We start from the raw sequence: 12,287 nt of genomic DNA, 5'->3' as shown, positions 1-12,287 counted from the left end.
ATTTCCAATCTCTAAAGTGGGGTCTAGGTAAAAGGCGAAATTACTTTCCAGAAAAGATAGGGGATACCAATAAACATAAAAACATAGAGGGTAAATAATGTCATAAGCACTTCTAGAAACATTACATAACGTAAAACCTAATACTAAGGTTCAGTAATTGCAACTCCTTTATATTTGTTCGCAAAACAGGGGTTTGCTTAACTTTACTTAGTAAATACATTTATTAATCGTGGCAGTAATGCCGAGTTCATTCTGTTGTGTATGATACAGAATATACCCATTCTTTGGGTATCGCCCGGGTGGATTAGATCCTATGTCAAGCTACCTTGATAATTGCCTTGGTAGACTTGGGTATTAATTACCGCGATCTCTAGCTTAGATTTAGGCCATGAAACAGTAGATATAGTTCCTCAATGTCAATATTCCATAGAGTACCCTAGATCTACAATTTGGCTTCTGGAGGAACGCCATTTGGGTTGTACTTTAACAAAAAGTTCCAAATGTACCTGACCCAAAATTAGCTTTTGCATTTGCTCGCGTGCTTTTGTGCCTATTTCCTTAAGCATCTTACCCTTTTTGCCAATTAAAATGCCTTTCTGAGAATCCCGCTCTACATAAATAGTGGCTAAAACGGCAGTGAGTTTGGGTTGCTCGTCAACGCGATCTATACTCACGGCAACGGAATGCGGCACTTCTTCGCGGGTCAATAGTAAAATTTGCTCTCGAATTAGCTCGCCCATGATAAACCGCTCTGGTTGGTCGGTTACCAGTTCGGGTGGGTAGTAGTAAGGGCCTGCTGGGAGGCGATCGCAACACATTTGCTTCAAATTATCTAAGCCATCTGCAGTCAAAGCCGAAAATTGACATAAATCCCAGCCGTAGGGGCTAGCAATCGAGCTATAGCTCTCCAGGTTGAGGTGCGATCCCTGTGGGTCTGGCGAAAGGATGTCGATTTTATTTAAGCCTACGAGCGCGGGCGTACCAGCTTTGTGGATAGCATCAGCAACAAAGCGATCGCCTTTCCCCGCCGGTACCGTGCTATCGACAACCCAGATAACTAGATCTACGGCGGCGATCGCGCTGACAGCGTTTTTAACTAAGGTCTCGCCCAAGAGGTGATGGGGCTTATGAATTCCAGGTGTATCGACCAGGACGATTTGGGCGTGGGGCATCGTCAGAATACCCTGTAAGCGATGGCGTGTGGTTTGCGCGACGGGGGATGTAATCGCAATTTTTTGACCTACCAGAGCATTCAGCAACGTGGACTTGCCTACATTTGGTCGCCCGATTAAAGCCACGAACCCAGACTTAAAATCGGGGGCGGTAGTAGGAAGGAGCATAGTTCTAAGCGATCGTAAAAAAATCGGGATGATAGGATTTGAACCTACGACATCCTGCTCCCAAAGCAGGCGCGCTACCAAGCTGCGCTACATCCCGTTGTTACAAACCATAATATTACATTAAGTTTGTGTCTAATGATTTAATTTATAGGTTTGAGGTTAGGGAATTCCTCTACCAGAACCTCGTTAATCACATCTAGTAGTTTTGGGATTAGCAGTTGGTTAGATCGCTGCATTGAGTCTGTCAGGAGTTGAGGCATAACGCTAATCGATTTTTTGCCAGTGGGGGACTGATAAAAGGAAATTAGATCTTTCAGTTCGTTTTCAGTGAAGTATTTATCGTATAAAGGATAGGAGATATTCTCTACGATCTCAGCAAAGTTAACGCGCTTGCGTAGCAATTCTCGATATCTTTTACTAATGCGTAGAGCGTCAGTGCCGATCTTCTGCTGGAGTTCCGCTCGCTCTGATGGTCTGAGTTTGCTTAAGGCTGGGTTCTTGTCCAGGATACCAGTTATGATTTTGGGAAAATCCGATTCTGTTTGAGCCAGCATTAAATCAAAAATTCGATCGGCATTTTTATTGGCTCCAGTTATTGTTAAAAGTTCCTTAATGAGTAGACGTTTCTGCGGCGTAATAGTTGTCGTAGCTGCTTGGGAACGAACTTCCTGGGCATTAGCTTTTGGCATAGTGCCTGCACTAGTTGTCAGCCAGAGAAGCGAGGAAACAACTAACAATCTGTTGAGACTTTTCACAGTGCAAAACCTCGTAGCGTACGTGTTCTAATCTAACAGGTTTGATATGTCGAGCAAATTGAAAGTTATAGCTGTATGCGGATCTGTTAGGGCAGGGGGAGTGGGGCGCAGCCACCACGCAGGGGTTCTACCCCTGCACCCCGTCCTAAGCCTGTTGGCTATAGCTATAACAAGTCTTTTAATTGACCGATGAAGTTAACGCGAAGAGGGCATTACAGTGTTAAAGCAATGTTGGATTTGGTTGTCTGGGCCAAAAAACAACCAGTAACGGTCAAAGCGATCGCAAATCGTCAGTCCATTCCCGCTCCGTATCTGGAAAAACTATTGATCGAGCTGAGGCAGGCAGGTCTCGTGCAGTCGGTTAGGGGAATGCATGGTGGTTACGTGCTAGGGCGATCGGCTAAGCTAATTTCCCTCGGCGACATTCTTACTGCCGTGGGCGAGGATACGAACCCCCTACCCAGAGTAGAGCCGGATGCTGCCAAAGCCGACGATTGGGTCACATATGCCCTGTGGCAGCGACTGCACCAAAAACTCAAAGATGCTCTATACGGCATTTCCCTGGAGGACTTGTACTATGATGCCCGCAGTTGGCAGGCTGCCCTTGGTCAGGAGTCAGAATTTACGATTTAACTCGCCACCCGTCTGCGAAACTCATTCGCGGCTTGCGTACTGGGAATTTGTTGGACGATCTCTTCAATCAAATCCGGTACCGAGTTCTTTTGTTTTAGAGATCGCTGCACGATCAAGCGTGCCATTGGGCCAATCAGATCGGCTAGTTCTTGCTCGCAGCGGTGGATGAAGTGCTCGTCAACAGGACGATCTCTTAAGGCCGGCGTGAAGGCAGGTGTAATTTCCGATTCTGATGGTCGAGTTTTTTGGTTCTGGATCACAGTGGGCGGGTAAGCTCCCATGCCTAATATATCCATACTTAAAGATTGAAATTCCTTTTGGGACTTTGCGGGTACGCGATCGCGCAGGCGCTCCACCAATTCGGTGAAATGATGGCTAGCTGCAAGTTCTTGTTTGAGCAATACAGGAGCAATCGGACCAATAAACTTAGCTAGCAGCGTCTCTAATCTCTTCAGCGAGATTTCTGTTAGAGTTTGCTCTGGCCGCGTTTCGGCATGGCCGTGGTGCTCGGCAATAGTTTCTCCTTGCAAATGCGACAAGACCGTCGGGTCGCTCGGGGCTTTTTCTTCATGCGTAAAACTTTGAGGCAGATGTGAGATAGGCGAAATACCCACAGCTATACTACCGGGATCTAAGTGCAAGCCTATGGCATCTTGGACGGCCTTATCCAATTCTTTGACGGAGGCAAAGCGATCGCGGGGAGATTTTTGCAAGCAGCGCATGACGGCGGCTTCCAGTTGCACTGGTAGTTGTTCGCAACCGGGCTGCGATCGCAAGGGTATGGGTTGCTCGGAGATATGCGCGCGCACCCAGCACAAACCGCTATCGTCCTGTGCTTGAGAACAACCAAATGGATCGGTGCCGCTCAACATTTCGTAGAGTATGACACCCAGGCTGTAAATATCGGCGCGTTCGTTGAGATCTTTGCGCACTTCTAGTTGCTCGGGGGCAGCATATTGAAATGTGCCCATGAACATACCAGTATTGGTGGCAAAGAAATGGTTATTGGCAATTTTGGCAATCCCAAAATCCAGAATCTTGACTAATTCACCCAGGCTGGTGGGAACGAGGAAAATATTCTCAGGCTTTAAATCGCGGTGAATGATTTTTACGCGCTCGCTATCAGCGTTGCCATCGTGCCACATCACCACACCTTGATGGGCTAAGTGCAGCCCCGCACACACCTGATGTATGATGTAGGCACTGCGAGCCCTTGATAATCTCTTTTCCTGACGCAGGAGTTGACCTAGAGTTTGCCCCCTTAAATATTCCATCACGTAATAGGGATAACCTTCAGCCGTCACGCCATAATCTTTAACCTGAACGACGTTATCGCTTTTAATTGCCGCACACAGTAAAACTTCGCGCTCGAAGCGTTTCCTCAGATCTGCTGTAGAAACTAGTCTTTCTTTGAGCATTTTGATCGCAACATCCTGCCCTAGAAGCGTATCTACAGCTAGGAAGACCTCCCCCATACCGCCACCGCCAAGGCAAGCATTGATGCGATAGCGATTGCGATCGCCTACCGTACGACCAATCCAGGGATTTGTAGGCAATGGGCTGTCCATACTGGTGAATAAGGATATCTAATGTATAACCATCATATCGTGCAAATTTTGGGTCATACGTGATTTAGATCGCGAATATTTACGATCGCAGTTGCTGCCAATCTAGTCTATAAAGCTGCAATGCTTCCGATTTCCCTTTCACGTTGACTGGTGGTAGTTTTATCAAGGGGAGGTTGCGTTCGATCAGGCGATCGAGCGTAGACTGAGAAATCACTATTTCATTAGCCTGCGCCACATTACAGATCCGACTGGTGACATTTGTAGTATCGCCGATCGTGGCGTATTGAATTAATTTGGGCGAACCAATATTGCCAGCCGCCACTCTACCTGTATTGATCCCAATGTGAACTTGAATGCCAAAATTGCGTTCTTGGAGCCAGCGCGTACTGAGATCGCATACAGCTCTTTGCATCGCGATCGCCGCCCTTACCGCTCGATCCGCATCGTCTGTTTTTTGATACGGAGCGCCCCATACTGCTAGTAAAGCATCGCCAATATACTTCTCTAGCGTACCTTCGTACTCAAATACGATGTCTTCTACTACCACCTGAAAGTAATCGTTCAGCATGGCAATTATCTGGCGCGGTTCCAGCACTGACGATAGTTCCGTAAAAGCGCTAATATCCGAGAATAGGGCTGTTACCTCAGTATCAACGATTTCCAGAGTGCCTTCTTCTCTAATTTTTTTGCTAACCGATTGGGGGAAAAAGCGCTCGAATTTGGCGCGCGTCACGGCTTCCATTTCAATCTGCTTGTATAGCCGTGCGTTTTCAATGGCGATCGCTGCTTGATTGGCAAGCGCTGTGAGGAATTCTAGATCCTCGTCGGAATAGGCATTGGATGTGGATAGGTTATCAACATACAAAAGGCCGATAATTTCATCTTTGGGCTTGAGCGGCACGCACATAGAAGCGCGAATTGATAGACCTACCACCGATGCGGAACTGTCGAATCGTTCGTCAATCTGGGCATCTTTGGTCAAAATGGCATCGCCATGCGCGAGCACAAAACTAGTAATTTGCGTGCTGTAAAAGTGATAGTCGTCGTCGGTTTCCAAACCAGCCCTGTGCTTAAATGCCTTGCTCTCTAACTGCCCAGTCTGCTCGTTCACCATCAGGATTGCAGAGCGATCGACCTCCATGATGTCAAATAGTAAATCGAGGATTTTCGCCAAGAGCTTATCTGGATCTTCAGGGAACGAGAGTTGCTTGCCCACCTCTAGTAAAATTTGCAGCTTAGCGAGGGCGCGTTCGCTAGAATCCAGAGGGCTAATCTTCAATACTCTACTGGCGTGGAGACTGCTTTGCTGGTTGAGCAGAGAGCTAATCATGACGCGATTGGAGTCTGGCGAAACTTGCTTGGCAATATTCAGCCTGGGATCGGTGACTAGATTGTCAGCAAATCTAAACATGATATCGCCGCAGCGAATCAGGTCTTTATCATGCAGTTCGCATTCCTGCACCCTGACATCGTTAACAAATGTACCGTTACGACTATTGAGGTCGGTCAGAGTAACGCTCTGGTCCGTAACTAAAATCTGAGCGTGTTGTCGGGAAAGACTCATATGTTGGTGGACTATGCTGTTGCCAGGCTGGCGACCAATACTATTCAGTCCTGCTTTCAGCTTGGTAACTCTGCCATCAACGCCACCGTCGGTGCTAACTAGGTATGGCATCGTTCTAGGTTCACTACATTTCGATCTTAAATCTTAAACGCGAGTCACCCAGCGATCGTACTTTGGTAAGAGCCCGTGTACCGCTTTGCTATAGAGATCTTGCAATTGCTTTGAGATCGATCCAACATTGCCATCGCCTACGGGTCGATGATCGAATTTCGTGATGGGTGCCACCTCCGTGGCCGTGCCAGCAAAGAATGCTTCATCGGCAACATAAAGTTCGGTTCGGTCGATCGGTCGCGTTACTACTGACAAACCCAGTTCTTTTTGCGCTAAGTCTATTAAAGTACTGCGTGTAATACCCTCCAGGATATTTTCTGTAATGGCGCTCGTAATCAAACAATTATCTCTTACTAGGAACAGGTTCATGGCACTGCCCTCTGCTACATGTCCTTCGTTAGTCAGTACCACTACATCGTCAAACCCAGCTAAGTGACCGTCGGTTTTAGCAAGGGCGGTATTAACGTATGCTCCATTCACTTTTGCTCTGGCTGGGATCGCATTGTCATCCAGCCGCCGCCAGGATGAAACCCCCACGTGCAGTCCCTTACTCGTATCCAGGTAACCATCCATCGGTACGGTAAACAAGCAAAAGTCGTCTTGGGTATTGGCAATTGTCAGAATTGGCCCGATGCGCAGGTCGGCCTTATATACAATTGGACGAATATACGTGTTCGCCTGGCATTGATTGCGTTTAATCAGCTCGATCGTGAGTTCAGCCATTTTGTCAGCATCGATCGGCGATCGCAATCTCAAGATGTGACTGCTTTGTTGCAAACGCTTATAGTGATCTGCCATCCGAAATACGCCCATCTGACCGGACTCAGGTAGCCAATATGCTTTAATCCCCTCAAATACCGCCGTACCGTACAAAAAAGCATGGGTACGAATACTGATCGAGGCATTCTCTAAAGGGACAAATTCTCCACGCAGGTAGGCATACTGGTCAGACATATTCAAACCTCAGTAACAAAAGTAGGCGGTCTATATATTTAAGCAAAAATTTGCCTGTACCGATCCCAATCCAATCTATCTCCCACCTCTTATTTGCACGATCTTTTCCTGGATGCGTCTTTGTAATTGGCTGTTTTGCTGCTGGGCTTGAGTGAGCTGATTAAACTCACGGTTACTAGAAAAACCGTTATTTCTGATCGTTTGTTCTGAATAGGTGAATAATTCCCCACATAAATTACGCAGAAATTCAGGTTGCTCGCTCGGACTCAATTCGCAAACGGATATATTCCGTGCTTCTGCCTGTCTAGCAACAGATACCCACCCCTGATTATTTTTAGCTCTGCGCAGTACCTCGTTGCGCTTGCCTTCGATCGCTTCTGCCGCCGCCGCATATCGAGAAATTTGGTCGTCAGTAAAATCCTGCGCCCGTGCCGTTGGCGCGCCCAACATTAAAATCGCGATCGATAACAGCGAAAACCCTGCGAGGCCAACGCAATTGGATGCAAAATACCGCCACCTAGTCATAGTAATTATTGAGTTTTGAATTTTAGATCTACAACCATTATTGTTGACTTAAACTACCTTATTTTGTTGCCTGAGGTAGGCTTGAATAAACGGCTCTAGTTCGCCATTCATCACATCTTGAATATTGGCAGTCTCGATATTCGTGCGTAAATCCTTAACCATTTGGTAAGGGTGAAAAACGTAGTTGCGAATTTGATTACCCCAAGCTGCCTCTACAATATCTCCACGAATATCTGCAATTTTTTGCGCGTGTTGTTCTTGGGCAATTATTAATAATTTTGCCTTAAGTAGCTGCATGGCTTTCTCTTTATTTTGCAATTGCGATCGCTCTTGGGTACACCTGACTGATATGCCAGTCGGGATATGGGTAATTCGCACCGCAGTTTCTACTTTGTTGACATTCTGCCCGCCCTTGCCACCGGATCGCGTGGTGGAGATATCCAGGTCTTTGGGATCGATTTCCAACTCGACTTCTTCGTCCAGTAGGGGCATTATTTCAACTCCGGCAAAACTAGTCTGACGTTTATCGTTAGCATTAAAGGGCGAAATCCGTACCAGGCGATGGGTGCCCTTTTCCGAGGCTAAATAGCCATAGGCATGACGGCCATGCACCTCAATCGTGGCGGATTTGATCCCGGCTTCTTCACCTTCCGATATATCTGATAGCTGTACTTTGTACCCCCTAGCTTCACAGAAACGGGTATACATGCGCAGTAGCATTTCTGCCCAGTCCTGAGCGTCTGTCCCCCCCGCACCGGCATTGATCGTGAGGATGGCATCGTAACGATCGTAAGGACCTGATAAAAGCTGCTCTAAATCCCAGCGATCTAGTTCGAGATTAAGCTGCTTTATACTGTCTGAGGCTTCGGATAAAAGGCTCTGGTCTAACTCGAGTTCTAATAGCTCGGCGATCGCTTGCAGATTTTCGACCGTTTTACCCCAACGTTGAAACTGCTCGATATGCGATTTAAGCTCGTTGAGTTCTTGCATAGTCTTTTGGGCGCGATCGGCATCATTCCAAAACTCGGGCTGGGCTGCGACCTGTTCTAGATCGAGAACTTTGGCATTGAGTGAGGGAAAGTCAAAGATAGTCCTGGGTGTTACCCAGGCGTTGTGCGAGTATGTCGATGAGGCGTTTAATTTCAGCTAAGTCCATGCGATCTTTCTGATTGGGTTCTGTAATTTATGTTGCGACAGCCTGGCTCGGAAGCAATGCTCTTTACCTTTATCGCCAATTAGCTTTAATGTGTAATGTGGAGTAATGTGTATGGCTTCAACATTTATTTAAATCTCAGTATTATTTTAACGTGAGTTCGGCGAACCACGGAAACGAACCCTACTCGCTACCTCCCTCTCCTCAAAAGCGAGGGGAATAACAGCAGGATCGGGGTTTTGCTCCCCTCTCCTCGAAGGAGAAGAGTTGGGGGTGAGGTCTGACGAACTGACGTTATTTTACTCTTTGCTTAACGCGAGTCTCAAATAGTCAGGGTGTAGAAATGCTTCGGACTGGGGAATTTAAAAATACTTAGAGATATCAATGTATGATTTTTGGGGAATAGTAAGCTATATAGCCTATAAAAATCCGGAGTAATACCTGTAAGTATAGGCAGACAAATCGCGATCGTAAATTTAGTTTCAATAGTTTTGATGAGCGAGACACAGAGTAACCATGCTTTATTAATCGTGGATGCTAAAGGTAGCAGAAAGTTTGTGCTGGGTGGGTTGAAATATACAATTGGACGAGATGTCAGCAACAATATTCACCTGCATTCTCGGTTTGTATCCCGCCAGCATGCTCTGATTCTGAGAGTGCCTGGCTCTGAGCCAGGACGCTATCTTTACCGCATCGTCGATGGCGACTTATCTGGTAAGCCAAGTATAAACGGCATCATCATTAACAATAATCAAAAAATATCTTCATACGATCTGTGCCATGGCGATGTGATTACCCTGGCCCCTAACGTAACCCTGACATATTTGAATAACTTTAATGATTAGTTTGCAAATATTAAGCTAAGGAGATTTCTAGTAAATAAAATCCCCGTAGGGGGCAGGTTTTGCAGTTTATCTTCGGTTAAAACCATCAGGCTTGGGCTAAACCTGCCCTTACACCTAGGTATATTGTTTCGTAGGAATCTCCTAAGTAGGGATATCCCCACCTCAAAGCGTGAATAACCTGGGGAATCAAGCGATAGAATAAGCTTGGTAAGTCTAACTGAAATGATGGGTATGGGTTTTTTTGACTCTGAGATCGTACAACAGGAAGCGCGCAGCTTATTTCAGGACTATCAATCGCTCATGGAGCTAGGTGCTGGCTACGGTAAGTTCGATCGCGAAGGTAAAAAGCTGTTCATCGAAAAGATGGAAGAAATGATGGATCGCTACCGCATCTTTATGAAGCGGTTTGAGTTATCAGATGACTTTATGGCGCAAATGACTATGAAACAGCTCCAAACGCAGATTGGCAATTTTGGCATTACCCCACAGCAGATGTTCGATCAGATGAACATGACGCTAGAGCGCATGAAAAGCGAATTGAAATAAAAGTCTAACTCACAGTTTTGGCTTTGCCAGCACTACTACAGCGCTGACGGTAATATTTGAGCCTGCTAGAGTGGCGATCGCTTCGCGTATGGTCGAACCTGAAGTGTAAATGTCATCGACTAAAATAACCGACTTACCTAACCCCGATATCTTTCCGATCTCAAAAGCGCGAGCTAGATTGCTCTCCCGTTCCCGTATGTTTTTAGTCTCGATTTGGGGTTTAGTATTCTTAGTGCGGATCAGCGCTTGGGGAAAACAGCGATACCCTACTTCTGCGCAAAAGCTACTCGCCAATACTTCGGCTTGATTAAAGCCTCTGGCCTGCAATCTCTGGGGATGCAGCGGAATAGGAACCGCGCTTATACTGCCAGACCTGGGTTGTAATAACTGTTTTGCCATAGGATCTTGCTGCCACGCCTGCGCCATCTTTACACCTAGCAGCGTGGCAATCGCGGGATGACGCTCGTATTTACAGGCGGCGATCGCCCGCTTCAGCGCGCCATCATATACACCCCAACTAAACAGCATTGGCACTAGAGCGGAGGGTTGGGGTTGGCAAAACTGAGGATAGCGACAGCTAGTTATTTGGCGATCGCAATCCCCACAAATGCGATCTGGTGTAGAACGCTGGCATAGGGGGCATTTTGACTCAAGCAACCCATCTAAACACTTGCCTAAAACAAAATTAAGCTTTTGCCACACTTGCTATTGCCTGAAATTATTAGGACCGAACCCCACCTCTCCTCCAGTCCTCCTGCGAAGGGGAGGCAACCCATATGACCTTCAATTTAGTTGGTTGGCTTGTCACTAACGCGGTTTAATAACCACAGAGAAGCAAATAAACTGACAAAGTGCGCCAGAATAGTCAAAATGCTTGCCTGAACTACAAACATATCAATTGGCTGCACTGAAATAACCCCAACATAGCCGCCAGTAGGCTGTGGGGTTAGAGATTTAATAGTTAGCGCCCCAACAATAGCATTAGCTCCGATTAGGGTAACTGGCATCCCAATCAAGCTGAAGATCGCCCCAGTTTTTAATAACTTTACTGTTTGCAACTTGGATGGACGTTCCCCGCCATTTGCACCTCTGAGCTTTTGGGCTAACTTTGTATAGCGAAAGCTCCAGAACGCAGTGAAATAAACTATGCCAATACCAATTACGGTAAATAAAATTCCCATGCCAATACCAGGACTGGGAGCAGTAGCAATAGGAACGTTAGGATTGGGAGCCGCAGCCCGAGTAACAAATGGAATAGTTGCGATCAAGATGATACTAGCAATGATTGCCAAGACTAACTGCGACCAGAAACTGCCCCACCCCCACTTCCGTAGCGCCAGAATGATTCGTAGCACGTTGGGTGAAGGCGACCCAGGATCTGACTCTTTTAGCTCTTTTGTCATGGAATTTTAACTTTGTTGGCACTAGGGGCAGTCTGGTTAATAATAACTGGATTGGCAATCTTATTAAACACATCATTAGGGACATTAGAGACTAGCACTTTAATAATTGACCGAATCATGAATTTCCCGATCGTCACGCTGGTGCTAACGGCATCCTACAACCGATCCTTTATTTATACGCAAATCCCTTAACAGTATTTCGATACGTCCTCGTCGCAATCATCCGCTAAGTAGTTCATAGCACGAAAGCGCAATCCAACCAACTGATCGTACAACGGATTGATTTGACACATGGCAGGTATGTGCATAACTTTCCGCCCGAATAGGATGACATCCCTTTCAAATGGACATTGCGCAGGTATAGCTTTACACAGGAAATGAGCCAACCTTTTATCGTGAATATCCAGGCGATCTAACCATTCTTTGACGGGATTGAGTAGATCGGGATGGTGTTCTTTACCAGGTAAAGCCTCTATTTTTTTGCGCAGCTCGACTATTGGCTTAATTTCTTGACCGAGCGCTACGCAAAACTGTTGGATCAGGTCATCTTCTGTCTGGGAGTACATGCCATCTACCATGGCAATCATCACTGCCGTACGTAGAAAATTTTGCGTAATTTTCGGATCTTTACCGAGGGCCTCAGCCAACTCGGACGGGGTAATGGGTTTCAGTTCTTCCAGGTTGATATTACTGTGCAACTCTGGACTTTGGGTTAATTCTTGTAGTAAATTTTTCTCGCTAGCACTAAAATCACTATCTGCCCAAGCAACACTTAATAAGCCCCTCAACCAAGCGGAAATTTGCACTTGAGAGTAAGGCATTTGACTAGTCGTCATAAAAGTTCAATCTCAACGCTGCTTTAATGATAATTCTAAATTTTCAGGTTTGCG

At 46.4% G+C, this 12,287-nt stretch carries 13 protein-coding genes and 1 tRNA gene; 3 read left to right on the top strand and 11 right to left on the bottom strand.

Features of this window, described 5'->3' with window-relative positions:
* Positions 1 to 416: 416 nt before the first annotated feature.
* The 3 genes from era to PSE6802_RS29350 all read right to left on the bottom strand — a co-directional run bounded on the left by era (position 417) and on the right by PSE6802_RS29350 (position 2,095).
* Positions 417 to 1,340: a GTPase Era gene (gene era, locus PSE6802_RS0116850; RefSeq protein WP_019501217.1), complete on the bottom strand. Its 924-nt coding sequence runs from the start codon at positions 1,338 to 1,340 to the stop codon at positions 417 to 419.
* A 23-nt stretch (positions 1,341 to 1,363) separates the two neighbouring features.
* Positions 1,364 to 1,437 (bottom strand) — tRNA-Pro (locus PSE6802_RS0116845).
* 43 nt (positions 1,438 to 1,480) lie between these two features.
* The gene (locus PSE6802_RS29350) at positions 1,481 to 2,095 is read right to left on the bottom strand and encodes a DUF2059 domain-containing protein (RefSeq protein WP_156815565.1); all 615 of its coding nucleotides are present in this window, start codon (positions 2,093 to 2,095) and stop codon (positions 1,481 to 1,483) included.
* Between the two features lie 189 nt (positions 2,096 to 2,284).
* On the opposite strand from PSE6802_RS29350, the gene PSE6802_RS0116835 reads away from it, so the two are divergent.
* The gene (locus PSE6802_RS0116835; RefSeq protein WP_019501215.1) at positions 2,285 to 2,728 is read left to right on the top strand and encodes an Rrf2 family transcriptional regulator; all 444 of its coding nucleotides are present in this window, start codon (positions 2,285 to 2,287) and stop codon (positions 2,726 to 2,728) included.
* Here the strand turns inward: PSE6802_RS0116835 and PSE6802_RS31225 are convergent.
* From PSE6802_RS31225 to prfB, 5 genes are all read right to left on the bottom strand, one after another.
* A complete protein-coding gene (locus PSE6802_RS31225) occupies positions 2,725 to 4,296 on the bottom strand; it encodes a serine/threonine protein kinase (RefSeq protein ID WP_019501214.1) in 1,572 nt (523 codons plus the stop codon). The two genes, PSE6802_RS0116835 and PSE6802_RS31225, sit on opposite strands and share 4 nt — an antisense overlap.
* A 79-nt stretch (positions 4,297 to 4,375) precedes the next feature.
* Positions 4,376 to 5,971: an adenylate/guanylate cyclase domain-containing protein gene (locus PSE6802_RS0116825; protein WP_019501213.1), complete on the bottom strand. Its 1,596-nt coding sequence runs from the start codon at positions 5,969 to 5,971 to the stop codon at positions 4,376 to 4,378.
* Positions 5,972 to 6,004: 33 nt separating this feature from the next.
* A complete protein-coding gene (locus PSE6802_RS0116820; protein WP_019501212.1) occupies positions 6,005 to 6,925 on the bottom strand; it encodes a branched-chain amino acid transaminase in 921 nt (306 codons plus the stop codon).
* A 75-nt stretch (positions 6,926 to 7,000) separates the two neighbouring features.
* Entirely contained in the window at positions 7,001 to 7,450 is a 450-nt protein-coding gene (locus PSE6802_RS0116815) for a DUF4168 domain-containing protein (RefSeq protein WP_019501211.1), read from the bottom strand.
* 48 nt (positions 7,451 to 7,498) lie between these two features.
* Positions 7,499 to 8,606, bottom strand: a protein-coding gene (gene prfB / locus PSE6802_RS0116810) for a peptide chain release factor 2 (RefSeq protein WP_156815564.1) whose coding sequence is annotated in 2 segments (ribosomal slippage) — positions 7,499 to 8,533 and positions 8,535 to 8,606 — 1,107 coding nt in all. Because the reading frame shifts where the segments join, the coding sequence is not laid out codon by codon here.
* A 491-nt stretch (positions 8,607 to 9,097) separates the two neighbouring features.
* Between prfB and PSE6802_RS0116805 the strand changes: the two genes are divergently transcribed.
* Together PSE6802_RS0116805 and PSE6802_RS0116800 are read left to right on the top strand one after the other, a co-directional pair.
* The gene (locus PSE6802_RS0116805; RefSeq protein ID WP_019501209.1) at positions 9,098 to 9,448 is read left to right on the top strand and encodes an FHA domain-containing protein; all 351 of its coding nucleotides are present in this window, start codon (positions 9,098 to 9,100) and stop codon (positions 9,446 to 9,448) included.
* A 231-nt stretch (positions 9,449 to 9,679) separates the two neighbouring features.
* Positions 9,680 to 9,994, top strand: a complete 315-nt coding sequence (locus PSE6802_RS0116800) for a DUF1825 family protein (protein ID WP_026103354.1) — start codon at positions 9,680 to 9,682, stop codon at positions 9,992 to 9,994.
* 9 nt (positions 9,995 to 10,003) lie between these two features.
* Here PSE6802_RS0116800 and PSE6802_RS0116795 read toward each other — a convergent pair whose 3' ends face one another.
* From PSE6802_RS0116795 to PSE6802_RS0116780, 3 genes are all read right to left on the bottom strand, one after another.
* Positions 10,004 to 10,696 carry a ComF family protein gene (locus PSE6802_RS0116795; RefSeq protein ID WP_019501207.1) on the bottom strand — a complete coding sequence of 231 codons (693 nt, stop codon included), beginning with the start codon at positions 10,694 to 10,696 and terminating at the stop codon, positions 10,004 to 10,006.
* A gap of 86 nt (positions 10,697 to 10,782) precedes the next feature.
* Positions 10,783 to 11,397, bottom strand: coding sequence for a DUF3611 family protein (locus PSE6802_RS0116790; RefSeq protein WP_019501206.1), 615 nt, complete (start codon positions 11,395 to 11,397; stop codon positions 10,783 to 10,785).
* A 188-nt stretch (positions 11,398 to 11,585) separates the two neighbouring features.
* Positions 11,586 to 12,233, bottom strand: coding sequence for a Mo-dependent nitrogenase C-terminal domain-containing protein (locus PSE6802_RS0116780; protein ID WP_019501204.1), 648 nt, complete (start codon positions 12,231 to 12,233; stop codon positions 11,586 to 11,588).
* Positions 12,234 to 12,287 lie beyond the last annotated feature (54 nt).

Source organism: Pseudanabaena sp. PCC 6802 (assembly GCF_000332175.1).
Lineage (GTDB): Bacteria > Cyanobacteriota > Cyanobacteriia > Pseudanabaenales > Pseudanabaenaceae > PCC-6802.
The sequence above is the reverse complement of the archived record's forward strand: the minus strand, read 5'-3'. Positions and strand labels throughout refer to the sequence as shown.